Source organism: Bacillus sp. BR3(2024) (assembly GCF_039134555.1).
In the GTDB taxonomy this organism is placed as follows: domain Bacteria; phylum Bacillota; class Bacilli; order Bacillales; family Bacillaceae_G; genus Bacillus_A; species Bacillus_A cereus.
In genome coordinates this window covers 535095-562078 of sequence record NZ_CP152438.1, presented here as the reverse complement: position 1 = coordinate 562078, position 26984 = coordinate 535095, and the positions used below count along the sequence as shown (strand labels likewise).

The following is a 26984-nucleotide window of genomic DNA, read 5'->3' as shown; positions in this document are numbered from 1 at the left end:
AAGCTAACCTTTATTATCAATTTAATAAAATTTATAAATATTAATTATGATTTATATTTTTTTAATAAAGTTTTTAATCTCTCACGCTCTTCTTCAATAGTTAACTCATTATTTTTTATAGGCTGCTCTTCTGGAATATCTTCTTTTTCATGTAACCATTCTGGTACCATTTCATTTCGATTGGTATTCCCTGACCCAAATTGTTTTTTATTCTTACCAAGATCAAACTGTGCATCTAGCATAGCTACATCCTTGAGTGTTTTTACCTTTTTGGCTTCCCAATTTTTAAGAATCCCACGTACATATCTCCACTTTGGTACATTTTCATCAATTGATCTATTTACTGCTTCCCCAATTAGTTCACTACCTAGTGATTCACAAAATGCACCAAGCTCTATAATTGCTATTTCACTTAATGAAATTCTATTCTTCATCAAAAATTGATGACTTATTTTAAAATCTTCATTTGTTAAGTTTTTTGAGAGTAAACTTTGTTTATTATCATGAATATGATTTATATTTTGTATATTAGTATTTAGTTCTTTCGTACTTTGTATATTAGTATTTAGTAGCTTGTGATTATCCACCGGTAGGTTACCAGCAACAGGTTTTCCAGCAGGTGGGTTTTCCACTGGTGGATAATCATCCACTGGGATTTCGTAAATAATTGTCTCCCATCTAACAATTTTGTTTTTTTCATCTCTAACAGGAAATCTTCTAATATATCCGTACTCTTTTAATTCCTGCATTCCAGCTCTTAAGCTATTAATACCGTCTTTTGCATGTTGCGATAATTCTTCTCTATAAAACACCCAATCATCTGGAAGTGTAAGTATGTAAGCTAATATTCCTTTCGCCTTCCAAGAAAGCCTCTTATCCTTTAGACCGGTATTATTAATAACGGAATAATTATTATCTTTTTTTACTCGGAAAATCCCCATATTATCTACCTCTCATATTTTCAAACCTTTTTTACTTACTTATTGCAACTCTTAACTTCTCCATGACAAAATCTACTTTCCACACTTTTTAAACCAAAGTGCGGTTAAAAAGAACTTAAAGTTCGATTTATTACTAAAAAAAATATCATCTACACTCTTATCAAAAAACTGTGCAATCTTCCTAGCTGTCTCCATTGATGGCGTTCTTTCTTTTTGATCAATCATTCGAATATAGCGTTCAGTTACTCCGCAATAGCTAGCAATTTCTTTATATAAGTTTTTTTTCGGATCGTACATTTTATTTCCCATTATCACACCTCCATAAGAACAATTAGTTCTAAATACAGATTAAAGAACTAATTGTTCTTTGTCAATGCATAAAAGAACTTTTTGTGCTAAAATGAATTCAAAGAGAACAATTAGTTCAATTAGAGAGGTGAACGATGTGATAGGACTTAGAATAAAATCCTTACGAAAAAAAGAGAATTTAACTCAAAAACAACTGGCAGAAAAAATCGGCGTATCCCAAAGAATGATAGGTTACTACGAATCAGAAGAGAGGTTCCCTCCACATGATGTTTTAACTAAATTAGCTGATTGCTTTTCAGTTTCAGCTGACTATTTACTTGGTCGATCTGTTACAGGCGAACCAAACGAACAAGTAACGCCAAAAGATGAGAAAGATATAGCAAAAAGAATGGAAGAAATAAAGAAAGATCTACAAGGCGAAGATGGCTTAATGTTCTCTGGTGAACCTATGAGTCAAGAAGCGGTAGAGTCATTATTAGATGCGATGGAGTACATTGTAAAACAAACAAAAGTAATCAATAAAAAATACGTGCCTAAGAAATATCGTAATCCAGACGATAACTGATGCAAGCTTAGGAGGGAAAACATTGAAATTCGTCATTAGAGATCTAGTCCAACAACTTTGCACCAAATACAACACGAAAAACCCCTATGAGCTTGCAGATTACTTAAAAATACATGTACTAACATGGGATTTACATGAAGAAATAAATGGTTTTTATAAATATGAAAAAAGAAATCGTTTCATTGTTATTAATACTAATTTATCTCCATCTATGCAGAGAACTGTTTGTGCCCATGAATTAGGACACGCGGTTCTACATACTCATGCAAATACACCTTTTCTGCGTAAGAATACATTCTTTTCCGTTGATAAATTAGAGATAGAGGCAAATACGTTTGCTGCGCTTTTGTTAATTGACCAAAAGACCATTCAGCGTGGTGATACAAAAGCATGTATAGCATACAAAAATAATATTCCTGTTGAACTTTTGGAATTTTACAAGCCTTGCTAAAGGAATTAAGATGTTTTAATTGTTGGTTCAAACGCTGACGAGAAAAAGAGAGTGCTCCATCTTTAAAGCAAAAGAAATGAAATAGTATCTATTGTTTAAAAAATCTATACAGTTAAAGCAAATAAAAAAATGCACCTCTAATTGTTAATTATGTGTCTAACAATTGGGGTGCACTTCAATAACAGTAGGTCTGTTTCAAAAAATCAATAGGCCCTAATATTGTCTATCCTTCACTGTACGAAAATCAATACACTACTTAAATATTACTTTCCTTGTACAGAAATTCCTAATACATAGTAATCTGGATGTAGAGTAACTACAGACTCCCCAGGTTTTACCCACTGTAGAGGACTTACATTTAATTCTACGCTATGATTATCTTTTTCAAAACGATTGATATAATCCTTATCATTTTTTACAAAACTATCAATTTCTTTTTTTAATTCTGGATTTGGATTTACTAATCTATCAATCTCTTTATCAAGAGTGAAATTCGGATTTATCATATGCATCCAGTTTTTCGCTAACTCAACAGTTGATTTGTCAACGACAAACATGAAATAGAAGTTATCTTCATCCTTCCCAACAAACGAAAATGAACCATGAGAGTCAATCATTCTTGGCAAATTAGGAGTATATAGATCAATTTCTGATGCTACATATCTATATCTGAAATTCGCATTATACTTCTTATTTACTTCAGTAACAAGATTTTGACCTTGTTTAGAAATAGATCGCTCTCTTACAGATGAAATTTCAATTGAATATCTATCAAAGAAAAAATCATCTGTCACTAACGCATTGGGAATACCTATTGGCGTTACCCCTGGTTTTGTCTCTGGTTTTGTCTCTGGCTTTGGCTCTGGTTTTGTTTCTTTTTCAACTGCATTAATAGAGTTATATAAGAACTGACTATACGCTTCACGTGTTACAAACATTTTTGGAGAATACATATTACCTCCAGTACCAATTGTAACCCCATTTTCCTCTAATGCACTAATTGCACCGTAAGACCAAGAATTTTTATCAACATCTGCAAATTTTGTTGTTTTCGTTGCCTTAAATTTAAAAGCATTTGTAAGTGCTTGTGCCATTTGTTCACGAGTTAAAATATCATCTGGACCATACTTTCCATCACCAAATCCATTTACAAATCCTGCTTTAGCAAGTGCTAAGATTTCTTTTTCAAACAAATGTCCTTTAATATCAGTAAACGGATTTTTGAAGCTAGCATCTGCATCTGCTGGTTTTAGGTACATATAAATCATTCGAGCAACTTGCCCACGAGTTACATTGTCACCAAAGCCAAAGATATTATTTCCGTACCCTTGCACTACTTTACGATTTGTTAAATCATAAATTGCTTTTGTAGACCAGTGATTTGCTGGAACATCTTTAAATGTTGTATCTGCCTGTACATTTGATAAAGATGTTAAAGTTGTTGCTGCAAGTACTACACCTGTTAAAATCATTTTTTTCATTTTCATGCTATTTCCCCTTCTTCTCCTAATTATGATTACGAATGAAAATATACTTTATTTTCCAACGTAATCATAATAACACGAATTCATTATATTTATATATATTTATTTATTGTTTTTAATGATAAAAATACTAATTCTCCCCAGAACGCTATAGACTCACAAAAAAACTCTTCTTGCCTATAGAAGAGTTTTTACTACATTTTTACTGTTAAATAGCATTTTCCTTTATTTTAAGTAAATGTCTGCTGTATTCTTTTTAAACTAGCAAGATATTGTTTTAGTATTTCTAGCCCTATTTTCAACTCTTCTAATGAGTTTGTAGAGGATAGAGCAACTCGTAAATACTGATTAGACATGGTTTGTGCGGTAATAAAACGCTCGGAATGAAAAACCCGAATGCCGTGTCTCTCCAAATCTGTTTTTAATTGAAATGCATCATAATGATTTTGAATCGGTAGCCAACGGTAAAAACTAAAAGGATGCCCGACAGGATTGTTGGAAGAAAAATATCCTGAATAAAAGCCTTCCTAATAATTGCATTTCATTGCTAACACACTAGATTTCACAGTGCTTTCCATTTGTTTTGTGACTGATGTTAAATACACTGGTATTTCTCTAAATAATAGTTCTTATCGGTTCATATATTAAATATGATTTTAAGAGTACATTTTTTAATGAATAGTTAGGGAACAAATAACATTTAGGGAACATTTGCTTTGAAGTATACAAACCTTGACATAAAAAGAAAGTAACTGCATCAAGCATTTTAGAACAAAAATTCCGAAATGTTGACAAGACCCTAACGAATAAAGGAGGAATAGAGCATGGCTCGCTCAATTCGTGTTCTCTACCGAGGCGTACAAGGCAGAGTACGGAGAAACTTTAACTGGCCCCCTATTAGACAAAACTCTGCAGTTGTAATCACTGCTGCAGAATGGCGATTCTCCGGAGGGGTTTTTGGTTCTGCTGGTCGCCCCCACTTAGGTGAAGCTAATGTCTTTGTAACAAATATCGGCCCGCATGATCCCGAAGGTGGACCAGGTAGTTCGGGTGGAGTAGAATTCCATCTTCACGTCAATTCAGCATCCCCTTTAGACGTCATTGTCACAATTTCTGTACTGGAGGATATTGAAAACTTTGTAAATGCCTAGCACTGTACAACTCGAGAGCTTCTAGTAAGGTTAAAACAATTAGTCGAATGCCATTACTTACCGATTCCCCTTAGAAACCCCAGAGATAAATGGGGTTTCTTTTAGTTAAATAACTATTTGGTGTAATTTTCAAAATAAAATCGCTTGTCCATTTCACTTTGCTCTATCATTGTATTTTCTATTAATAATAAGAACTTTTAGAGGTGAATTATATTGGACAAGTTTTTATCTTTTGCAGTACTTAATCCCGATTCGATTGGACCCACGCTTCCACCTATGCAACCTTTTCAATTCCCTTCTGGTCACACAGGTTCAACGGGTACTATTGGTGCTACCGGACTGACCGGAAGTACTATTACAATTATTCACGTAATAAAAGCACTCCATAAGGAATGCCTTTTATTATGCCGAAGAAGAAAATTTATCAGCTGCAGAACTAAAAAATCCGAATAATCGGACACTTCCTTTAGTTAAACGAGTGATTGGAGGGTTCCCAGAAGAATGGGGAACTTATACAGATAAAAAAGCATGTCATGGAAATATGACATCTACTGATACACTTGGTATTGCACCAAACGCAAAACTTTTCGATATTCGTATCTTCGAAAAAGAAAGAATAGAAGAATCTTTTCTAGATGTAGTAATTGAAGCTTATGATTGGGCAATTCAACAGCTTCGTCGCAATGGGACTCCTCAAATACTTTCCAACTCATGGGGGGGATAGGCGCAGTTCCAGAGGTCACTGATAACTCAAACAGGCATATTAGTATTATTTTCAGCCGGTAACTGTGGAGATCCTTGTGGAAGTAGAAATCCTAATTATTGTAGAACGAATGGCCCCGGAAAGAGTATAAATGGAATTAATGGACATCCATTAGTAATGACAGTAAGTGCTGCTAATATTAATGATGTTCGCGCAGGATATAGCGCTTAGGGTCCAGCTAATTTTGATGAACATTAACCTGATTTCTGTGCACCTACTCACTTTACTGGTTATCATCACAACGATACTGGTACTTCCGCTGCTTGTCCGGTTGCTGCTGGAGTTGTTGCGCTTCTTAAACAAGCTAATCCTGATTTAACACAGAATAAAGCTAAAAAATTGCTAATGGATACAGCAAAAAAACTTAGAGGAACCTGGTTGGGACTCAGATACCGGTGCTGGTATGATTCAAGCAAATGCAGCATTTAATCGTCTTATGGAGCATAATTAGTCTATAAATAATCTTATAATATGAACTACTCCTTTTTTCATTTCTTGTAATCGTTCCACATAAGATCAAAAGTTGGTTTTTAGAAACTCTCCAGCCATCTATAACTGTACTTCGTTTAATTATTATAAAATTAATACAACTCAATATCTTTATCAAATTAGTTTTTAAAATTCTCGTTCTTTACATTACAAAAATCTAATATTCTTTTTTTATTCTAATACATTTTTAAAATAAGATATTTATATTTCTCTAACCCTGAAAATTTTGAGGATTATCTAAGATTTAAACAACACTTCCAAATGTTATTTATATCCAAAAATTTCATGTAATTTCATATATATATCAAAAAATAATTAACCATGTTAGATGCAAATTTTCCAGTTAATACTTGTATAAACAAATGAGTGCGTTCACAAGTTATATTTGAAATACTGCTTTCTAAGCAAAAATATAATTAAGGTGGTGAAACTATAAGAATGAAAACACCTATTTTCCCTGATAGTACTAATGATCCTGAAAACGAATTACTTGTTTCCGGCAGTTTTCGTAATCATTCTACAACTGTAAATTCTATACAATCACTAGTCAATCAAGTAAGCGAAAATCAGTTCCAATCATATTTAACCCATTTAGTTTCATATCCAACAAGGTTTTCTACTAGCTCTTTTTATGAAGAAGCCGCAACATGGACTCGTGAGATATTAAATGAAATGGGATATACAACTAGTAGCGAAACAATACGCGTAAACAATGAAAATAGCCAAAATGTTATCGCAAATAAAATGGGCACAAATCCTGATGAAGAGAAACACTTAATTATTATTACTGCACATCTTGATTCTGTTAACCATAGTGGAGGGCCTTCATCTAATGCTCCTGGGGCCGATGATAATGGCAGTGGTAGTGCAGGAGTTTTGGAAATTGCTCGTGTATTCAAAGATATTCCCGTACAACATGATCTGCGCTTTATCCTTTTTGGAGGAGAAGAACAAGGATTATTAGGTAGTAAACAATATGTTGAGAACCTAACTACTCCAGATAAAAATCGCATTCGAGCAGTTATTAATATGGATATGATAGGAAAATTAAACACTTCCACACCAGCAGTATTAATTGAAGGTTCACCCTTATCTGAAAAGCTCATTAATGGATTGAAAAATGTAGCATCTTTATATACAAATCTCGATGTTAAGGTATCTCTAAATCCATTTGATAGCGACCATGTATCTTTTCTTAATAAGGGGATCCCTGCTGTTTTAACAATAGAGGGCGAAGACTCTTTGAATCCTAATGACCATACCGCAAACGATACTCTTGAGCATATCCATTATCCGCTTGCTCTCGATATTTTACGAATGAATTTAGCTTTTATTGCTTCCCAAGTTACAAATTTAGAATGAAAGAGAGAATTCTCATGAACAACTTTACCCATCAAGAAAGTTTCAATAACTCAACAAACGATTCTAAACAAACTCCCCCTACCAGACGTAATTGTGGAACTATGAGTATGCATGAAAAATTATTGAAGGAATCTGAAGAATATCGAAAAGAACGAGAAAAAATTGAGAAAATGACTGAAGAATTTATTAAAAATAAAAAACAATAAACGCTTACACAATAATTTTCGAATCAAACATTACCTGAAACAATGACTGAAACTTACACAATATCAACTAAAAAGGAGAAATTAAAATGCAAAATCAAACTAACTCATCAGAAAGAACAAATACACCTACTGTGCGTAGATGCGCAACTATTGAGCTTCATCATAAATTACTAAATGAATCTGAAGAATATAAAAATGCACGTGTTAAAATTGAAAGTATAACGAATGAATTTCTAAATAATGCACGCTTAGCATCATCAGAAAGACCAGTTGTCAAAATTCCTGTAGTAGTTCATGTTGTATGGAATACTGAGGAACAAAACATCTCTGAGAAACAAGTTAATAGTCAAATTGATGTTTTAAATCGTGATTTTCGAGCAACGAACTCTGATGTAGCAAATGTACCTTCTGCATTTAAAGATTCTGTAAGTGATGCTAGAGTTGAATTCTTTCTTGCTACAAAAGACCCTGACGGAAATCAAACAAATGGTATTACTCGTACCCATACAACTAAACAAGCTTTTTCAGCAGATGATAATTCTGTCAAATCACAAAGTACAGATGGAGCAGATGCATGGCCAACTGACAAATATTTAAATTTATGGGTATGTCAATTAGAGGACGGCCTTTTAGGATACGCGCAATTCCCTGGTGGGCCACCTAAAACAGATGGTGTTGTTATCACATACACTGCATTTGGTACTACAGGTACTGCTGCAAAACCTTTCCATTTAGGACGTACAGCTACTCATGAAATTGGCCATTGGTTCAATTTATTCCATATTTGGGGTGATGATGCAAATGCATGCAATGGCACTGATCGAGTTGATGATACGCCTAATCAAGGAGGAGATAATGTTGGTAGTTCACAAGGTGCACCTGGTCGTCCTGTAATAACATTTCCACATACTTCTTGTGACAATGGACCTGATGGCGATATGTTTATGAACTATATGGATTACGTTGATGATGATACTATGGTTATGTTTACAAAAGGTCAAGTAGATCGTATAGATGCATGTCTTGCTGGACCACGTTCATCCTTTCTTACAAATTAATACGATAGCCTAATTTTAAAACGATGTAGGTTAGGATTAAGTAATAAGTATATACATGCAATAAGTACCCTACAAATCATAATAAATTAAATCTCGTTAAAACAAAAAGAGATGTCCTAGTACTATATATCTAGGGCATCCCTTTATTTTTATTCAGCTTAAAACATAACTCGTCTAAATTTCTAGATTTTATACATCTCTAACATGGATTGTGGAACAACTTTTTTTCCCACTACTTTAAATTCAATTTCCCCTTTTTCTCCATATATTAGTTCTATAATTGGAATAGTTACCATTAATTTCCCCTTCTTTTTTCTTTCTGTCTCTAAATCAATTATTTTCATGTCACAATCCCCTTTATTTATTATAAACAAGGAGAAAGCACTCATTTGAGTGCTTTCTCCTTGTTTATAAGTGGACCTTGTAGGACTCGAACCTACGACCGAACGGTTATGAGCCGTTTGCTCTAACCAGCTGAGCTAAAGGTCCAAAGCATAAAATTTACTTCATAAGGCGTATTCACATATATCATTTTACCATATAATGTATCAATTCTCTTTACTTTTTATTTAATATGCACATTTACATCGTGTTAAAAGTGTTTATATTCTGCACTCCTAATATTCTGTAATTAGTACTATCTTTTAATACCTTTACAGAGGTCTGATTAACAGTAAATAAAATGTATATATCAATCATATTAAAAATGATATAGTTACAACATTGAATTGTTTATATTTTCAAATGCTTTTATGCCATATTTCTTTATATCAGAAATTGTAACTAAATTATATGCCTGTTTCATTGTATTAAAGCAATTATCTATCTCTTCTTTTTCCATAATAGGTTTACCGGGATCATTATCTTCTAATTCTAGATGCGCAACTTCCCGTGGTAAGTCAAATAGAATCATTTTTTCTAAACTCTTCCCACTATAACAACCTAAAGTATTGATTACACAGTCTAATATTTCCTTTTCTATTTGAGTTAATTGATTTGTACTATCATAATTAACTTCAAGATTGTCGTACTGATATACTTTATATTTATTAAAAATAACTCGATATACCGGGCCATGACTTCCTACTTCACAATCATCTTCAAATAAATATGTCCCAGTAAACACCTTACAAAATCCTTGCGCATAGTATAACAGCTTTTGAAGAGCTAAAGGAGTAATATCATCATTTTTATATAGCAAATAGTTAGCAACTTCCTCAATTTTCGTAGTCTGCGTAGAAGGAATATCATCATTTTCCTGTAGCTTTGCGATTGCTTCTTTAGAGACTCTATATGCTTTTTGAGTAATTAAATCTTTATTTCTTTCCAAAATATCTAGCATAAAACATTGATCTCTACCTAATCTTTTCAATATATCCGAGTACTGCTTTGTCGGAATATCTCCATTTACATACCTTGTTAGGGTAACTTCTCCCCAACCTAAAAGTAAAGACAATGGACGTTTTCCAATCTTATATTTTTCTAAAACCTCTCTTATTTCAGAAATAGTAACTAACTGTTCCTGTTGTCTATAGGCATGATCTAATTGTTCTAAATTATAATCATGAATGTTATGAACAAATATTTCAGATTTACACTCCTCGCAATTTGCTTCTTTACCTACGTAATGATATTGCTTCCCTCTAATGACTGTCACTTTTTGAACATCTTTAGTAGAATACTTTACCATATCTCGACAAAACTCACATAAAACCAACATAAAAATCCTCCCTCATTTTAAAACCATTAGTCACTTATCTTTACCTAAAAAGATAAGTGACTGGTTTATTCCTTTTATGGAAAGAAACAACTATCATGTATTTGTTCCTGTCCTTATTTTCAATTAGATTCATCTTAATATATATATCTACCGACTTCTTTTGTCCCCAATTATCTAACTCATATTGTGGACAAAAGATATACAATTTTTCATGAGCAAAATTTGGATTTTTATTATCAACTGCATAACAAAAATCACGTACTCCTATATTAAGAAGAATCTCTTTCACTTTACTAGCGTTAATATTATTAGCCTCTAAAAATTCACTATTCTCTTTCCTTTTTTCATTTCGAGAAACCGTAAATCGATTATTTTTAATTAATTTTTTAAACTCTAATATGTACTGCTCAATCTCCCCGATTGTAAAATTAGTGTGCTTTTTTGTCTCCCTATTTTGAAAGCTAATATGCATTAAAATTCTTTCCCCTTTCAAATCGTACCTCATATTTACTAGAATTACAACAAAAAACGTATCAATTGATACGTTTTTTTAAAAATTCACAGTAAAATTCTATTCATCCTTCTTATAATGAGTACATTTATGTCGTCTACAAAACTTCTATATAATTATTTTTGCTGCGATTCGTAAATCTATTATGTATCTATTTTACAATCACAGTTTCATGTATCCGTGTATACATTTAACGTAAAAAAACTACATATCCCTCCAATTTCCCTGATAAACAAATCAATTACTCATATGTATTCTTCTCCCCCTATATAAACTTCCTATCTTAATCTGTTGTTTTATACAGAAATATATATTTATACCTGTTTAAACCTAAACAAAAAAGGCCTCCTCAAGTCGATTAATTGTGCATAGCAAAATAAGCTAATTACACTAATCGGCTCAAAGAAGCCCTTTCAAAATTAAAGTAAGAAAAAAACTTACTTCTACAACTCAACCACAACACATAAGGTGTGGGAATGAACGGAATCAAATAAACTAACAATATACCTATATATTACAAAATACATAGGTTTATATCAAGATATTTTAAAATATTTCCAAATGCTGATTTTCATTCTTTATTTTCTTCCAAATAAAAAAGCATATAAATACTTTATTCTTTCCAAAACTGTTCCAATAGAATGACAATCACGGTACCCACGAGCAATCCATTCCTTAAAACATATTGTAAGGAAGAAGGAATGCCACTAAATGCGCTTTCTGGAAGAAACATTATTCCTAAACTGATTAATAATGTAATTCCTAATATAGTTAATCGGCGTTGATTTAATTCTTCGCTTAAAATCGATTGAAATGAAATGCCTATTACTTGGACAAATGTTGCTAAAAGTGCAGCATTTGCAATAGGGCCTGGAAGCAAGGATATAAAGCTTACGATTGAGGGAACAAAAGAAATTCCTGCTAATATAAGACTTGCTATAAGGAACGACTTCAACTTTCTTTGTCCTGTTAATTGAATAAATCCTGCTGATGCAGGTAATGGTACAATACCAATTGTAGAAAACAACGACGAGATAATATGTGATATACCTCCGACCCATACACCACGGTTCAATGTTTGCTTTTCATTTTCTTTAGATAAGGGAGCTACTTGTTTTACAGCTGAAATAGCAGCAATTGTATTTGCAACTAAAAGAAATGTAAATAAAGTTGCAGTTAGGGTCATTCCAATATCCAATCTAGGTGTGCCCCAAGCAAATATCTCTGGTAACTTAACTAGCGTTGTATGTGTAAGCATATAAGATGATTCTCCTAAAAGAGTATACAAAAGCCAACCACATGAAATTCCAAGTAACACAGCGTACCTTTTCATCCATCCTGTCCCTTTAATTGATAAGAAAGTAATAAGGGCAAAAACAAAGAGCGCAATAATAGCTGTTGGATAATCAGGATGAGTTGCAGATCCTTGTAATCCCATCATTCCTTTTAGTAACACACCACTAAGTTGAAGTGCTAAAATTAAAAGAAATGTCCCTGTAACTAAAGGAGTAAATAAACGTAAAATTCGATGAACAAGCCCTGTTATACCAAGAACGAAGAGTAATATACCTGCAATAATTAACCCACCTTCTAAAAGTTGCAACACGTCTTTTGCACTTTGTCCCTGATACATAGCAACTTGTCCCAGTATGACAAATATACTTACCCATGAACCGGCTGGACCATCCGCTATGGGATAGCGATGCCCAAACCATGCTTGTATAAATGAACTTATTCCCACGACTAAAAAAGTTCGCTGCATTAATGTTGAAATATCTTCTACTGATAAATGGAATATGCCACCAATAATGATAGGCAATGCAATTGCATTTGCTAATAAAAAAACAAACCACTGTAGAATATTAAAGCTTGTATTAAAGTATTTTTTATTCATATTATTCTCCTTTATCGAAAAAGAATCTCATAGTAAAAATCCATCCTTTCTATACAGTTAAATTAAAAAGGATGGATTTTGTAACTCTATAAAATCATTTTAATTATATAGATAGATTTTTAATTAATTACCAAGTACGGAACGGTAAGAATTTCCCGTTTAGTGTAATAACGATACGAGGATCGCCACCTTTTGGATCTTCTTGTGTATCCACACCTAGATTGAAGTTGATTGCACTCATTACACCTTCTCCAGCTTTTTCTAATATTAATTCTCTAAGAGTTGGGGCGTATTGTAACATCATTTCATATAATCGATATAAGATTGGGTCTGTAGGAGGCATTTGCATTACTTGACCTCTAAGTGGAACTACTGTTAATGCCTGAACTACTTCTTCATCTAATTCTAATAGTTTACCGATTTTTTCTGCCTCCGGACGTGTCATTGTAGCCTGCCCTAATAATGCTGTTACAACCCAAGTCTCAGAGTTTTCACTTACTTTTGAAATTTCTTCCCATGTTAAACCTTTTGCGATTTTTGCTTCCATAATTTTTTGCGTAGCTTCTTGTCTATTCATATTTAATAACTTCCCTTCATTTAAGTAATGATTAATGTTTCATACCATTTAATGTTTTATATCCATCAACTACTACATCTAATTTACCTGTGTGAGGATCAATAACTAAACCATGTACAGGAACATCTTTTGGAATAAGTGGATGATTTCTTACTAAATCAACATTAGCTTGAGTCGAATCACAGATATCATCGAATCCAAATAGCCATTTTTCAAGGTCAACACCAGCATATTCAATTGCTGCTAAAATTTCTGGTGAAGCTACTCCACGATCTAATATTTTTTGAAGTGTTCCTTTGGGATTAGTTTGGCTTGCACCACATCTATGGTGTCCGATAAGAAAGATTTCATCTGCATTTAGATCATATACTGATGCTACAACACTTTGCATAACACTATCGAAAGGAGAAGCAATCTTACCACCTGCATTTCTGATAACTTTTGCATCTCCATCGTGTATATCTAAAGCTTTTGGAAGTAGCTCAATTAAACGAGCATCCATGCAAGAAACAACAACCATACGTTTCTTAGGCATTTTTGTTGCTTCACGGGGGGCGTATTTCTTATTTTCTACAAATTTTTCATTGAACGATAAAATATCTTGTAATAACATATTTGTAACCTCCTTTAAATCTAGATGTATTTTTTTGTTGCGTCCTCTGTGTTATAAGTAAATATAACTAATAAACAATGCGATGTAAGAGGATAAACTTAGTATAGTGAATTGTATCGATAAGCTGAATAAGTTGGCGAAACACTTTCTGCTTTTCTACTTTCACGATGAAAGGATTGGTTTATATTATTGATCAAACAGATTTTGAGATACTGAAATTATTAGGAGAAAACTCAAGAATACAATGGAAAGAACTAGGTCAAAAAATACATATGACTGGGCAGGCTGTAGGAAATCGAATTAGGAGATTAGAGGATTTAGGGATTATTGAACAATATACAATCGCTATAAACCGAATCAAACTAGGACAAACCGTGACTGCATTTGTTACTTTGTTTGTCACATCAGCTAATCATCAAGAATTTATGGATTTCTTTCAAAAAGAAGAAGAAATATCTGAAGTACATCGTGTAAGTGGTGAAGGATGTTATTTATTAAAAACACATTTTTCTTCTAATGAAGAATTGGATAACTTTCTAGGTCGACTATTAAAATATGGGAATTATCGTGTTAACCTATCAATAGGGAAGTTAAAATAAAGTCTTTTTTCTTCCGAGGGGATAAGTTATTTTCTAATCCTTATTTCTATAGAGATAATAAGAGCCTTACTACAATTTATGTGTAGTAAGGCTCTTTAAATACTTATTAAATGCTATCTAATTGGCAGGGACTACCACATTAAAGGTAACCCCTTTTCATAATTATTGACTTACTTTTGCTATCTCCTTTAAATATCTTTGCATATTTTGATTTACTGCATAGACATAACATCCATTTATTCCGCGAGATAATAATACATAATAAATACGTTTAATATAGGATGTTAACTCCTCATTATTTATATCTGTTCCCTTAATTGGAAGACCGTTTCGATCTTTATATTCTTTTGGATTCACTACAATCTTAGCCTTATTTAAATCATAGTCTCCCTTTTCTTCACCTGCGTAATCACAATCAATTTCAGCTCCTAAAATCACTCCAACATAATTTAAATCCGCACCTTGTGTAGTATGTATACATCCTATTTCCTCTATACTATTCTCAAAGTTAATCCAACCTTTTACCTTTGAGTTCCATTTGAATGTCTCACCTGTAACGGGATCTTTTATATCATAGTGATTTTTATCCTTTTGTGTAATCCATTCCCAAGAATAACCTGCGACTACACGACATAATTCATGTTTTTCATTTAACATTTTCATAGATTCATTTAATTCTGTAATAGAGCCCATTACCTTAAAGTCATAGCCCCGCAATAACCCTTCTTCATACACTCCAACATTATTTGCTATTTGTAAATATTTACGAAGCCATGCTAAATATTGATCTCCAGACTTTAAACGAAATTGTTTATGTAAAAGATGCTTTCTATAATTCTTTATAAGTTTCTGGAATGCATCTGTATCTATATCTGCTGGTCGAATTGTTTGGTATGGATCATAAACTATTGTTAAATGGTACGCAAATGTTTCTATTAACTCCAACTCAGTTGTATAACCATTATCGGTGACTAAATGTTTTAAATCACGTGCTTGTTTACCAAAATATTGTTTCAGACGATGAGCTTCGTCCACAAAAACATATTTATATTTTGCGCCCCTACTTTTTGCCTGCTTAATAAATTGTGAAGGTGACAATACTGTAATACTTTGTAGACCTAGTTTGTTCATCAAGCTCTTATATAAATTTAATGAGTGATTTTGTGGAACAACAAGTGCTATATCCTCATAATTCAATCCCTCTCTCGCTTTACCAGTTTCACTGTCATAAGCAAGCGCATATAAGATGTTTGTTAATACAATTGTTTTACCGGTACCCGGGTCCCCTGTAATCAAATGTCGACTATTTGATGTAGTAATCATCGTATTAAAAATGTCTTTGCAAACCTCAATTTGATTTGCCGATAACTCTTTAAATGGTGAATATTTATAAATAAATTTATTATGTATCTCACCTAAATTCTCACTAGCTATACCTTCTTTCATTAACTGAGCCCAAATTTCTCCAAACATATTTTCAACATTTTCAATTCCATTATAGGAATGAATTTTTTGTCCTCTGACTTTATTTAGTAAGTTAAATTTTTCATCCGCTAATAAATATTCAATTAATAATGTTTCAATATGTTTAATTGAGCTTTCATTAAATAAATCACTCTTTATCACAATAACTTCCTTGAATGTTTTATCTTCATCATTTAAATGTGCAATGAAACGGCCATAAATATCTGTGGATTTACCTACATATAAATTCTTTTTATCTCGTTGAATATAAACTACTGGTATTCCATCTATTTTAGGGTCTCTAATATAACCTTGCTCAAACTCTTTTCGCTTCTTTTTAATTATGTAAAATGAAGATAATTTTGCTGCAAATGATAGCATTTGAATAACTCCCTACTTTTTAATTTTAAGAATACTTAAGGATGTGTGTATTTCATACTTTTGAAATACAATCCGTACATCCAAATCATGATCTCAACCATCTGCTTTCTCATAACCATTTTAAAAAACTGTAAAACGATTATCGCTTTACAGTTCGTTATATTTTTTATTACTTCCAAATGCTTTTTCTACAGGATATTTCTCTGCATTCTTTTCCAACTTAGCATGTACTACTTCTTCTAGATCGATATCTAATTTATCACTTAGCATAAGTAAATAAATCATTACATCGGCCATTTCTTCTTTTATTTCCTGCATTTTCGTCTCTGTTGCTTCTTCACTAGACTTCCATTGGAAAGTCTCAAGTAACTCTGATGCTTCTAAATTTAAGGAAATTGCTAGATCCTTCGCATTATGAAATTGCCCCCAATTTCTCTCATCTCGAAATTTTATTACTGCCTTTTGCAAATCTTCCATCACTATTAATCTCCTCTCAATTACTTATTATCTCTTTAAAACAAAATTCATTACATCTGGAATTCCATCTAATTAACCTTAATTCAAATATAATTATCTTCATATTTAACATTTAATTTTGATCGAATTCCCTTCATATAGTCCTCTAATTGTCTTTTGACACTCCCACGGCTAAAGCCGCAAGTCCTATACCTTACGGTGTAACGGATGGGATTCTTGAATGACTAAGCATTCACAGGTAATTGCATAATCATTTCTGTTCCACATTGATTACAGTTATACATGTACCATTCCCCTTTACTGGATAACACAATTCGTCTCTCTTATGTTCTTCCTGTCCTTGAAGTTAAAAATTATACTATTTTCCTTTAAAAATATTCCTCTTATGCCACTTAAAGTATAATTTATTCTCCGGTTGAATTCCTATCTTAGCTTTTGGTATTAATCCAAATTTCAAATAATCTGTTTCCACTATTAATGAGGAAATATGCAGTCGTCCCTGGCCATCAAATGTGATAAAACCTTTATCATAAAGAGCATCATGATTACAGCACAGTAGTACACCGTTATACGGATCTAAGCGTTCCATACTTGTACTATCTTTCCATGGCTTAGAATGACTTGCTCTTAACAATTCTGGTAAATTTATTCCGCATAATGCACATTTTCCGTTCCAAATCTCCATTAATTCCTCTCTAAATTTTTGCTGTCCAATTCGGATTTTCGCTTTTACTTCGGATTCCGTCTCAGCTATAACCGGAATTAATGTATTATTTTCTGTCCTTCTTACCGGATCAACTGCCAACTCTAATTGCTCATCATTGATTTTATAAATGTTTGAATCACCAATTAGTTCCATTAATTTAAGGGCTAATTCTTCATTACATGGATATAAATAACCTTGGTTTCCCTTTGCATCTGATTGAAAAGGTGAATATTTAATTGGCAACAGGTGCGATATCTCTTCAAATTTCTCACGTATATTAATTGGTTTTTCTAACTCATGATATTTTAAAGATACCAAATAGCCTTCATCATTCCATTGATCATGGCTTTTCATAATCGATGGTTTATTCGATTCCTTACAATCTTCTTCAGCTATACTAACTGCTACAATATTCCCTTTTACATAATGAAAAATTCGATCCCCCTCTTTTACATCCATCATTCTTTTCCATGAATGTGGTACATTACCGCCTCTATCCTTTTTAGGTGACCAAATGATTTCTAATCCTTTTTCCTCTTGATATGTATGCCCCTGCATAACAATAAAATGATTCATATACTCTCTCCTAAAGCGTTAACTCATTACGCTATTTTCTATTTAATATAATACTAAAAAACTCTCCTATGATTAGCAAATTGTCTGTTTCATTTTCAATACCAAACAACCTTCTCTACAGAAAAATTCTGCAATTCCTTTTACTCAACAATTGAGAAATCCAACTTTATATCCATTTATAAAAACAAAAGAGTTGACCCAAAAGGCCAACTCTTCTATTTTAAATTTTTTATTTCTCTTCTTCTTCTTTTTTTACAATTTCCCGTTCATTTTTAGCGATTAAATCATGAAAATGTTCTTCTTTGTTTTCTTCAATATAATTCATAAGGTCTTTAAGTTCCATTTATATCGCCTCCTGTATTTATTATATCAATAATATAATAAAATGTCAGGATAATATCTATTAATCATCTTATAAAATTTATAAGATATATATTCACTAAAAAACAAGAGCTGATTTCTCGATAAATTGATTATTTCGATATTCATCAACAATAATTTCTTTTACTCGTTTTGATTCTTTAAAAGCAAAAACTTCTGGTTCCTTCCCGGTATTATCATATAAAGTATAGCAATCTATTAAATCTTTAATTTTAGAAAAAGTAGTCGCTACTTTCATATGGCTTTCTTCAATTATATTTTGGGGTACCAATCTTCCTGTTACTTTAAAACGCAAATTGGATCGCTCTAAGGCAACCTTTATTGGAACATCTACAATAATTGCTTTAATACTAAAACCTGCTAGTCTTAATTGTTGAATTAACTTTTTGTATTTTACTTCATTTTTCATTGTACCATCATACATAAAGTTTATTTTTCTTTTCATGCAGATTTTTAAAAGTTTCATGGTAATATCACTACTTTCATCATGAACTAAAAAAGCTGCTTGTTTCATTAACTCAATATTTCCGGATTTTATTAACTCTTGATATTCTGGTATTTTTTCTTTGATCTTATCAGGATCTATCCAAACCATGTTTTGTTTCTGATGTTTATATCCCTTACTTACTAACTCTCCAATTGAGCTTTTTCCAGCAGCAGAACCACCACCAAGTAATATAGCCTCAGGTTCTTGCTCTTGCTGCGGTTGATCATTTAGAAATAATTTAATGATTTCATTATGTAAAAGCTTACGTTCTATTGTATACTCCCCATTAATTACGTACTTTTCTCTAGTTGGTTTCAATTTTTATTCTCCTCTTCTATAGATACATATAGATACATTATTGTGTCCCTTTAAAAATTTGAGACCTTTCCCTTTAACTGCGTTTATTACTTCAGTATTTTTGAAATCTCTATAAGAGATTTAACTTACTATAATTTCATATAACTCTTTTTGTTATATGCTCTATCCTTTATTACACATTTCTTCTAAACAACGATCTTTCTCTCTGACTCAATCTCTTCTACATATATTCACTTAAACAAAAAAGGACTTCTTTAAGTCGATTAATTGTGCATAGCAAAATAAGCTATATACACTAATCGGCTCAAAGAAGCCCTTTCAAAATCAAAACAAGAACAAAACTTGTTTCTACACCTCTACCACAACACATAAGGTGTGGGAATAAACGGAATCAAATAAACTAACAATATAACTATATATTACATAATAGGGTTATTATTATCAATATTATAATCATACTTTTTCCTATCGTTCGCCTTTCTCCTTTTCTGCTTTTAAATAGTTAATCATTGTACTCCTTATCTTCAATGTAATACTTTCATTTGAAGCATTGAGATATGACTCCCTTTCTATATCTAACCTTTAGCTTTATAGACTACTAATATACCTGTGGATCCAGAATAGATTAGTCTAGAAATAAATGAGTTTTATCTATTTACAATGATCTTTGTACATATCTCCATCTATCTTATGGTAAGTAGGTAAAAAGATAAATAAAACTTACAGGTGTGAAAGATTCTTAGAACTTCTTATAACAAATAGAAAAAAGCATAAACCCAATCATGGTGCTATATAAAGAATTTCCCCACGTGTTAGGTGCTGAAACTATGGAATTATTTCCTTAAAGAGGAACAGCAATATACTAATTATTAAATCTCACCCTTTTGAATGTTGAGTACGAATCAATTGGGATAAAGTTGTGCTTAAACAAGCCATTGAATTAATAACCAAAGATCTCATCTTATCCCATTGGAAAGTAATATTTACATCATATAGAGAACTGGAACTGTTCCTGTTCTCTATGCAAAATTTAACAATGTAATACGTAATATTCATGATATAACAGCGGTTGTTAGTGACACTTATTTCTTTCGAAATAAATTTGTTATAGAGTTGTACTATGAAGATGATTTCTCCTTTTCATAACGAGGGGATTGGTTTTATATTAATTACGTTTTAAAGGGCCGACAAAATAATAGACGTTAAAAGCTACAAGATTGTTGAGACAAGTACTGACAGTATTATGTAGTGAAAGAATTCGAATGAGACCGCCATTTCTGACAGTTTATTTTCAATACTAAATAAAAAATTATACTGATTAACATAAGTGATTGAAACACAATTCAATATAGAAATATACAATTCATTTATACTTAAGATACATGAATTGTAATATAAAACCGATCAACAATTGAGGCTTCCCCTGACCATTCTTGCCAATTTTTTATATAAATCTCATATACCCCATCCTTAGTGGTACGAAGTTGAAAAATTCTTAAACCAGATGAACCTATACCATTATTACTTGACTTAAAATCATCTTGTACTAATTTAATATCTTCTATTTCTTCTAATGCCCATCGATATCCTGTTGTTGGATTTTCCTTTAATTGTATAGAAAAAGTATCTCCTATACTCATAGTAACAGTACGTCCAGAATCTTGTTTGGTTAATATCATAATTCAACACCTCCTTGCTATATACATCCATCCTCACTAATAACTAAGATACGTTTTGGATGGATGTATATAACTTAAATGTATTATAATTATCCTATGACTAAAAACGTACTTGTATAATACTTTCTCACTTCAATTGGCAACAAAATAATCCAATATAGCTGCATTTAACTATTTATAAGTATTCTCCTCGTAATATAAAGGTCTTAAATAGCATCCACACCATGGTTACACCAATGATCTATTCCACATTCTCCATATGCTATACGGAAGAAACCTTGTTCACCCCAAGTGTTGTTCCAACTATTTTTACAGATCCAGCAGCCTTGGCTATCATCATAGCCAACTATCGATATACAATGTCCTCCAACCTGATTACCTGTGACATGTTTGTATACGCCTTTTCTATAACTTAAAAAATCTTGGTAAACAATTATAGCTGCGCTTACTGGTCCTTTAGTAGATAACCACTCCTTAATTTTTGCAGGGTTCCCCGTCAATTCTGTATAATTTTTAATTTTTGTAAGGCGATTATTTGAATCCGTACATAATCCACTACAATCTTTTTTTGTTAGCCCTTCATCATATGGATAGCAAGATTCATCAACAACTCCTTTGGTTTTTAAAGCCTCATAAGCACTTGGAGGCCACCATCCAGTACTACAATTTCTACCTTCAGCTTGTCCATGACAGAAAAACAAATGAGCCTCACTAAAATCGACTTGAAGATTTGGATCATTGTGTTGCATGCGTAAGCTCGCTTCTACAGTGGCTATTGTTCCAAAAGAAACGCATGAGCCACAATCTTTTTGATTTTTTATTGATGTTACAAAATTTTTCCCATTTATATTTCGCAAGTCAAAGACAGGAGGTAAATTTACTGCTCCTAAAGTCTCAGTTTGGATGGATTCTAAAATGGAAGGTATCTTTTGTTCAATTTCCGTAATACTTGGTGCATTCGTTGGAGGTGTAAGCCCTAACCAATTTTGTTGTTCTTGACTTGTAAGTAATGATAAATGTGTTTCTTCTGCTTCCCAGGTTGCATTAGCCTCAGCTAGCTTTCTTTGTAATTCTTCTACATTTATTTTACCGATATCCATATAAATCATCTCCTTTTTATATAATAAAACACAAATCAAATGTATTATTTATCTAAAAAACTAAACTATACATAAGAAACATTTATAGATATATAAGAATATTTTCATAAACTACCAATTTAAAATCACTCTCAATTAATACATAAAATAGATATCATTAACAAATCATAACTTTACAACGATATTAAATTAAACTGGAGGTTTTAAAAGTCATGCCCTTGTTTAAATATGGAGTATTAAAAGGTAAAGTTTTTGATGTGAGACCCGTAAATTCAAAGGATCGTACACCTCATTACGAAGTACATATTAAAGCTGCTGGTAATGATTATCGAATTGCCATCAACGTTGCCTCTCAAGATAGTCCCTCAGAGGTTTTATACTATGTAAGTGAAGATTTCAACTCAGAACAAATCACAATTATTCCAACATTAGAAGAAGGATTTACACAAGTCACCAACGATAACCAAGACATTGCATTAGATTATGTTCGTGGTAACCTGTTTGATCCAACAAAAATGATTCCCCTTCCTGCAACAGAAAATGGACCAGATAATGATTTAAATGAGAAAGTGAATCGATATATTAATGAAGCTAAAGAGAAGAATGCTACTGTATACGCTTACGGGGAAAAATTCAAAAATGAAAAAAATAAGGATAAATATTTTGGTTTTTCACCAGGTAGAGGTATTCATGATATTCATATGAATCAAGGCAATAGCTCTAATTGGAAAGGTGACGATGGAATTTGGCAAGATGGCGGCATCCTTATTCAATTTGAAGAAGAAAAGAGATGGGTAGGTATGTTTCTGGCATTTCAATCTCAATCTTGGTGTACAGATAAACAAGGACATGCTACTAAACCAGTTAGTGAATGTAATCATACAAACAGCAAAAAAAGCTTGTAATTGATTATAGAAAAACGATTAAATCTTTACAAACATTTTGGATGCTTAGTATTTGGTATTTTGACGTTTGCTATCTTCTAAATTATAAAACTTAACATATACCTCTTTTAATGTATTAGGTTAGTTAGGTTCTGTATTAGGTCCAGCCTTTATTGTTTTCCGACAGAAGACTCCTTCCTCAAAAATGTGAAGGTGTGAAACACCAATTTTAGGTGGGAGATGAATGTCGATTAGCATAAGCCAACATATTTGCTATCATTTACTTGTACAGATTGCTCTTCAACGTTCTATCGCCCCACGCTTCTCAAAATTGCGAAAACCAAGCTAAAGTAGGTAGTGTGGTGAGTCAGCGTACAAGATACTTATATTCTCACCGTAGGGACTGCGGGTAGAGCCTGCTAAGATAACTGATGGATACATCGGTGTTCGCAGGAATCTCCCACTTCAAACAGTCCGTTAGGACGTTAAGTGGTGAGTAGTTCAATTCAGTTGAGATGTTTACTTTAGATAAATTGAATTTAAAATAAATGTTCCGTCAATACTGTATATAATCCTATTTCCATGAATAGAGCAGTTAGCTTTTGCTAGCTGTTCCTTTTTTCAAGTAGTAATTAACCCAAACAAACCTCAAAAAACTTCATGTGTTTCTCCTCTACAATCAACATAATTTTCGACTGTACATACAACCTATAGACTATTATTTACTATTTGTTTTATCGCTTTGTGCAAGTAATACGCAAATTATATATATTCGAACGATTTTAACCTTCTCTCCATTAGGACCAAGCCATGTTATCTTATAAATAATCTCTTCTGTAATTCATTCATTAAATTTTTTCCATTTCCTGTGAACACCTTTATAAAAGTAATTTAGCTAATGGGGTCCCATAACCCCCTTCTACTTGAAGTACAAATTTTTCATTATACTTACTGTTAAAGTTATTGTAAATTATCCTAAATAATATATTCTCTCTACTGGATTTGTTTATATACATTTAACCTTTCTTATTTCCGAATTTTCTGTTTTATATTGAAAAATGAGTTAGAACATATTTTAATAGAGTAAAATTTTGATATGATACTAATTGCTGAATAATATCTTTGGAGAGGATGAAATTGAACAATGAATGTTCATATACAGGGGAACGAGCAAATAACTCATTTATTAAATGAATGGTATCAAGAAATTAGGGCTAGGCATGTAGACGCCGCTCAATTACTTAAACAAGAAATTGAAAACAAAATCCATAATATAGAAGAAAATCAAACGATATTATTATACTACTCACTACTAGATTTTAGACATCAATATTTAATTGATAGCTTAAGTATTTCTAAAGATAGCTTTAAACAAAGTGATGCTTACAAAACTCCTACAGACGATTTCCTTTCATACTATTATCACTTCTTTAAAGCCATTCATTCCAATGTTACTGGCAATCATAGCCTTGCAAAAATACATTACGATAAAGCCGAATACTTGTTAGAAACCATACCTGATGAGATTGAACATGCTGAATTCCATTATGAGTTAGCCATTTTCTATTGTCATACACATAGATCAATTTTATGTATTAATCATGTAATGAAGGCGAAAGATATATTTTCAAAGCATCCTGGATATGAATTAAAAGTTGCCTTCTGTAATAACTTATATGGATTAGCATGCACTCATTTAAAAGAATGGGAATTAGCTGAGGAACACTTTATCTCTGCTATGGATACATTCCAAAAAGAAAATTTAGAATACAATATTTTAATTGTCCGTCACAATCTAGGGTTTATGTACGCTACGCAGAATCTATCTGAAGTAGCATTACGATATTTATCCGAAGTTAATCAGAAACTACCCAGCGATTATAAAGCTGTATTCATTGAAGCTAGAGAGCATTATAAATTAGGAGAACATGAAATTGCTCAAGAATTAATAAAAAAGGGCCTTCAACTCTCTACTCAATTGGGAATTAAAGGTTATATTCATCACTTTAATATTTTAGAAAAAATAAATCTACATAGCTGTGCTAATGATTTAGAAAAAGCTGTTTTAGAAGGAATTTCTTATTTTGAACGAGAAGAACTATATGAGTATATAAATGAATATACTGAAAAGTTAGCAACCCAATTTTACAAAGAAAATAATCATAAAAAAGCCAGCTATTATTTTTATGAAGCTAGTAAAGCCAGTGAAAAAAACTTTAAAAAAGGAGCATTAAAATGAAAAAATTAGCGGTTAGCTTACTAGGTATTTTAATTGTTGTAACAGTAACTTTTGGATCAAATTCTTCAACAGGCTCTCAAAGTACCATAAATGTTATTAAATATTCACATGGGCATACTGGATGATGAAAGGAAGGATTATCCCTTCCTTTTTCTTATATTTTAGAATTCAATACGTATCCCCTCCTATATTTATTTATAAAAATTTAAGAAATAAATAATTCAAAAGATAAAATAAAAATACTATAATTAAAAACTTCCATTTGTTTCTTTTCGTTGGTTTTCCAGCATGTTGTATATAAAAAAATAAGGCAATGCCTGCCATGGTAATTAAAAAAAATTGATAATAATCCATCATCTATAATAACCCCTCCATACAAAAAATAAGAAGTCTCTTTTTAAGGAGACTTCTTATTTCTAATACAAACGACATACATAGGCTAAACATACACAATAAAGTCAGGATGATGTACTTTATTGCCTTTTCATCATAACATATAATTTATCATTTTTGTTTAATAATTCCATTAAATGAAACTTTATCAACCTTAAAATGTTTTATAATAAAAAACAAATAAAAATAAAATTAATAATATATTCACTTGATGCAGACGGAATATGCTCAAAAGATATATAGTTCGGTTACAATATCATTCATGATTTTTTAATTTTTTCCTTCCCTTCTGTTAAGAATACTTCAAAACTTGACTGATTACCTTATGTTAATACTTTATATATGCAAAATTACATACTAACCCTTATTGAAAATAATTCTCATTGTAACTATAATGGTTTCAGGGGTTGAAATTTTCACTTTCGTTTCAAATCTCACAATATATTAAAGGAGGAAATACTATTATGAAAAAATTGATTTTAGCAGGGGCACTAGGAATTGCAGTATTATCAGGTATGAACTTACCAGGGGCTGAGGCATCAAAAGCGAGTGCAGCTACTACGAATTTAGAAATTCAAGAAGTCACAAAATACTACTCTATGAGTTCCTATGAAGTGTCTCAAAAAGAATCATTTAATCTTAAAAAAGGGGACGAACTTACAGTCTTTGTACAAAATTCAGGGTTCCCAATTTCTTATACGGTCTTTGATGCGGATAATCAAGTAATTGGCACATTCAATGCTAATTCCCCATATGGTCGCGTATTTAAAGCGCAAAAAGACGGTAATATTTCTGTACAATTTCAAGCAGGTGTAAATTCTACGTACATGAAGAAGATGAATTTTACAGCTAAATTTGCTGTTTCTAAACTTAACCAATAATAAAAAATGTAACGATCGTCTTTACAAACAAATTAAAAAGGTATATCCCTTCAATGGGATATACCTTTAGTTTTAGTGAATTTTATATTGACCAGATAGCTGCTCTTGCGCCATACGAACTAAACGTTTTGTAATTTCTCCACCTACTGAACCATTTGCTCGTGCAGTTGAATCCGGTCCAAGTGTAACACCAAACTCCTGAGCAATTTCATATTTCATTTGTTCAATTGCACTTGCTGCAGCTGCTATTAAGATTTCGTTTGAATTATTATTTTCGCGAATTTGCATTTTTTAAACACCTCCGTTGAATTTGGTAATATCATGC

The 26984-nt window shown here is 32.0% G+C and carries 28 protein-coding genes, 1 tRNA gene and 4 pseudogenes; 14 read left to right on the top strand and 19 right to left on the bottom strand.

Features of this window, described 5'->3' with window-relative positions:
* Positions 1-44: 44 nt before the first annotated feature.
* Together V7S45_RS30115 and V7S45_RS30110 are read right to left on the bottom strand one after the other, a co-directional pair.
* Positions 45-941 (bottom strand): DnaD domain protein, encoded by an 897-nt coding sequence (locus tag V7S45_RS30115; RefSeq protein ID WP_267378973.1) that lies wholly within the window; start codon positions 939-941, stop codon positions 45-47.
* 72 nt (positions 942-1013) lie between these two features.
* Positions 1014-1250, bottom strand: a complete 237-nt coding sequence (locus tag V7S45_RS30110; RefSeq protein ID WP_000527101.1) for a helix-turn-helix transcriptional regulator — start codon at positions 1248-1250, stop codon at positions 1014-1016.
* 136 nt (positions 1251-1386) lie between these two features.
* On the opposite strand from V7S45_RS30110, the gene V7S45_RS30105 reads away from it, so the two are divergent.
* Positions 1387-1815, top strand: coding sequence for a helix-turn-helix transcriptional regulator (locus V7S45_RS30105; RefSeq protein ID WP_000579788.1), 429 nt, complete (start codon positions 1387-1389; stop codon positions 1813-1815).
* A 22-nt stretch (positions 1816-1837) separates the two neighbouring features.
* Positions 1838-2266 carry an ImmA/IrrE family metallo-endopeptidase gene (locus V7S45_RS30100; RefSeq protein WP_000673778.1) on the top strand — a complete coding sequence of 143 codons (429 nt, stop codon included), beginning with the start codon at positions 1838-1840 and terminating at the stop codon, positions 2264-2266.
* A gap of 263 nt (positions 2267-2529) precedes the next feature.
* Here V7S45_RS30100 and V7S45_RS30095 read toward each other — a convergent pair whose 3' ends face one another.
* A complete protein-coding gene (locus V7S45_RS30095; protein WP_025689474.1) occupies positions 2530-3753 on the bottom strand; it encodes an S-layer homology domain-containing protein in 1224 nt (407 codons plus the stop codon).
* 227 nt (positions 3754-3980) lie between these two features.
* Positions 3981-4268: pseudogene (locus V7S45_RS30090) on the bottom strand (hypothetical protein); the annotation flags it as partial.
* Positions 4269-4574: 306 nt separating this feature from the next.
* Here V7S45_RS30090 and V7S45_RS30085 point away from each other — a divergent pair.
* From V7S45_RS30085 to V7S45_RS30055, 7 genes and pseudogenes are all read left to right on the top strand, one after another.
* Positions 4575-4901: a hypothetical protein gene (locus V7S45_RS30085; RefSeq protein WP_016078275.1), complete on the top strand. Its 327-nt coding sequence runs from the start codon at positions 4575-4577 to the stop codon at positions 4899-4901.
* 213 nt (positions 4902-5114) lie between these two features.
* A pseudogene (locus tag V7S45_RS30080) lies at positions 5115-5255 on the top strand (exosporium leader peptide-containing protein); the annotation flags it as partial.
* Between the two features lie 124 nt (positions 5256-5379).
* Positions 5380-5625 carry a hypothetical protein gene (locus V7S45_RS30075; protein ID WP_025687820.1) on the top strand — a complete coding sequence of 82 codons (246 nt, stop codon included), beginning with the start codon at positions 5380-5382 and terminating at the stop codon, positions 5623-5625.
* A gap of 315 nt (positions 5626-5940) precedes the next feature.
* Positions 5941-6093, top strand: a pseudogene (locus V7S45_RS30070) (S8 family serine peptidase); the annotation flags it as partial.
* A 498-nt stretch (positions 6094-6591) separates the two neighbouring features.
* Positions 6592-7515, top strand: coding sequence for a M28 family metallopeptidase (locus V7S45_RS30065; protein ID WP_342762049.1), 924 nt, complete (start codon positions 6592-6594; stop codon positions 7513-7515).
* A gap of 14 nt (positions 7516-7529) precedes the next feature.
* Entirely contained in the window at positions 7530-7721 is a 192-nt protein-coding gene (locus tag V7S45_RS30060; RefSeq protein WP_025687278.1) for a hypothetical protein, read from the top strand.
* Between the two features lie 86 nt (positions 7722-7807).
* The gene (locus V7S45_RS30055) at positions 7808-8779 is read left to right on the top strand and encodes a zinc metalloprotease (RefSeq protein ID WP_025687279.1); all 972 of its coding nucleotides are present in this window, start codon (positions 7808-7810) and stop codon (positions 8777-8779) included.
* A gap of 182 nt (positions 8780-8961) precedes the next feature.
* Here the strand turns inward: V7S45_RS30055 and V7S45_RS30050 are convergent, their stop codons facing one another.
* From V7S45_RS30050 to V7S45_RS30020, 7 genes are all read right to left on the bottom strand, one after another.
* Positions 8962-9123 carry a hypothetical protein gene (locus tag V7S45_RS30050; protein WP_161508230.1) on the bottom strand — a complete coding sequence of 54 codons (162 nt, stop codon included), beginning with the start codon at positions 9121-9123 and terminating at the stop codon, positions 8962-8964.
* 71 nt (positions 9124-9194) lie between these two features.
* Positions 9195-9268 (bottom strand) — tRNA-Ile (locus tag V7S45_RS30045).
* A 226-nt stretch (positions 9269-9494) separates the two neighbouring features.
* Positions 9495-10499, bottom strand: a complete 1005-nt coding sequence (locus V7S45_RS30040) for a type II toxin-antitoxin system antitoxin SocA domain-containing protein (RefSeq protein WP_025687280.1) — start codon at positions 10497-10499, stop codon at positions 9495-9497.
* A gap of 40 nt (positions 10500-10539) precedes the next feature.
* Positions 10540-10971, bottom strand: a complete 432-nt coding sequence (locus V7S45_RS30035; RefSeq protein ID WP_000548171.1) for a hypothetical protein — start codon at positions 10969-10971, stop codon at positions 10540-10542.
* A 652-nt stretch (positions 10972-11623) separates the two neighbouring features.
* Positions 11624-12904, bottom strand: coding sequence for a purine/pyrimidine permease (locus V7S45_RS30030; protein ID WP_025687281.1), 1281 nt, complete (start codon positions 12902-12904; stop codon positions 11624-11626).
* A 127-nt stretch (positions 12905-13031) separates the two neighbouring features.
* Positions 13032-13481: a cyanase gene (gene cynS / locus V7S45_RS30025; protein WP_001081567.1), complete on the bottom strand. Its 450-nt coding sequence runs from the start codon at positions 13479-13481 to the stop codon at positions 13032-13034.
* A 31-nt stretch (positions 13482-13512) separates the two neighbouring features.
* Positions 13513-14094, bottom strand: a complete 582-nt coding sequence (locus V7S45_RS30020; RefSeq protein ID WP_000926479.1) for a carbonic anhydrase — start codon at positions 14092-14094, stop codon at positions 13513-13515.
* A gap of 167 nt (positions 14095-14261) precedes the next feature.
* Here V7S45_RS30020 and V7S45_RS30015 point away from each other — a divergent pair, with 167 nt between their 5' ends.
* The gene (locus V7S45_RS30015) at positions 14262-14693 is read left to right on the top strand and encodes an Lrp/AsnC family transcriptional regulator (protein ID WP_000677474.1); all 432 of its coding nucleotides are present in this window, start codon (positions 14262-14264) and stop codon (positions 14691-14693) included.
* A gap of 162 nt (positions 14694-14855) precedes the next feature.
* Here V7S45_RS30015 and V7S45_RS30010 read toward each other — a convergent pair whose 3' ends face one another.
* The 7 genes and pseudogenes from V7S45_RS30010 to V7S45_RS29980 form a co-directional block, all read right to left on the bottom strand.
* The gene (locus V7S45_RS30010) at positions 14856-16538 is read right to left on the bottom strand and encodes a DNA/RNA helicase domain-containing protein (RefSeq protein ID WP_025687282.1); all 1683 of its coding nucleotides are present in this window, start codon (positions 16536-16538) and stop codon (positions 14856-14858) included.
* 147 nt (positions 16539-16685) lie between these two features.
* Positions 16686-17015, bottom strand: a complete 330-nt coding sequence (locus V7S45_RS30005) for a nucleotide pyrophosphohydrolase (RefSeq protein ID WP_000389841.1) — start codon at positions 17013-17015, stop codon at positions 16686-16688.
* An 83-nt stretch (positions 17016-17098) separates the two neighbouring features.
* A pseudogene (locus V7S45_RS30000) lies at positions 17099-17299 on the bottom strand (hypothetical protein).
* A 74-nt stretch (positions 17300-17373) separates the two neighbouring features.
* The gene (locus tag V7S45_RS29995) at positions 17374-18297 is read right to left on the bottom strand and encodes an HNH endonuclease (RefSeq protein ID WP_025687284.1); all 924 of its coding nucleotides are present in this window, start codon (positions 18295-18297) and stop codon (positions 17374-17376) included.
* A gap of 439 nt (positions 18298-18736) precedes the next feature.
* Complete coding sequence (locus tag V7S45_RS29990; protein ID WP_025687705.1) at positions 18737-19483, bottom strand: zeta toxin family protein; 747 nt, start codon at positions 19481-19483, stop codon at positions 18737-18739.
* Positions 19484-20856: 1373 nt separating this feature from the next.
* Positions 20857-21162, bottom strand: a complete 306-nt coding sequence (locus tag V7S45_RS29985; RefSeq protein WP_242278743.1) for a protease inhibitor I42 family protein — start codon at positions 21160-21162, stop codon at positions 20857-20859.
* 206 nt (positions 21163-21368) lie between these two features.
* Positions 21369-22262 carry a C1 family peptidase gene (locus V7S45_RS29980; protein ID WP_088346532.1) on the bottom strand — a complete coding sequence of 298 codons (894 nt, stop codon included), beginning with the start codon at positions 22260-22262 and terminating at the stop codon, positions 21369-21371.
* Between the two features lie 212 nt (positions 22263-22474).
* Here V7S45_RS29980 and V7S45_RS29975 point away from each other — a divergent pair, with 212 nt between their 5' ends.
* The 4 genes from V7S45_RS29975 (at position 22475) to V7S45_RS29960 (ending at position 26659) form a co-directional block, all read left to right on the top strand.
* On the top strand, positions 22475-23167 hold the full coding sequence (locus V7S45_RS29975; protein ID WP_001127956.1) for a YukJ family protein: 693 nt from the start codon (positions 22475-22477) through the stop codon (positions 23165-23167).
* A 1123-nt stretch (positions 23168-24290) separates the two neighbouring features.
* Positions 24291-25385, top strand: a complete 1095-nt coding sequence (locus tag V7S45_RS29970; protein ID WP_342762048.1) for a Rap family tetratricopeptide repeat protein — start codon at positions 24291-24293, stop codon at positions 25383-25385.
* Positions 25382-25510: a hypothetical protein gene (locus V7S45_RS29965; protein ID WP_000732002.1), complete on the top strand. Its 129-nt coding sequence runs from the start codon at positions 25382-25384 to the stop codon at positions 25508-25510. The genes V7S45_RS29970 and V7S45_RS29965 overlap by 4 nt, the downstream gene beginning before the upstream one ends.
* Before the next feature lie 732 nt (positions 25511-26242).
* Positions 26243-26659 (top strand): hypothetical protein, encoded by a 417-nt coding sequence (locus V7S45_RS29960; protein ID WP_089607965.1) that lies wholly within the window; start codon positions 26243-26245, stop codon positions 26657-26659.
* Between the two features lie 72 nt (positions 26660-26731).
* Here V7S45_RS29960 and V7S45_RS29955 read toward each other — a convergent pair whose 3' ends face one another.
* Positions 26732-26947, bottom strand: coding sequence for an alpha/beta-type small acid-soluble spore protein (locus V7S45_RS29955; RefSeq protein ID WP_001167047.1), 216 nt, complete (start codon positions 26945-26947; stop codon positions 26732-26734).
* Positions 26948-26984: the final 37 nt, after the last annotated feature.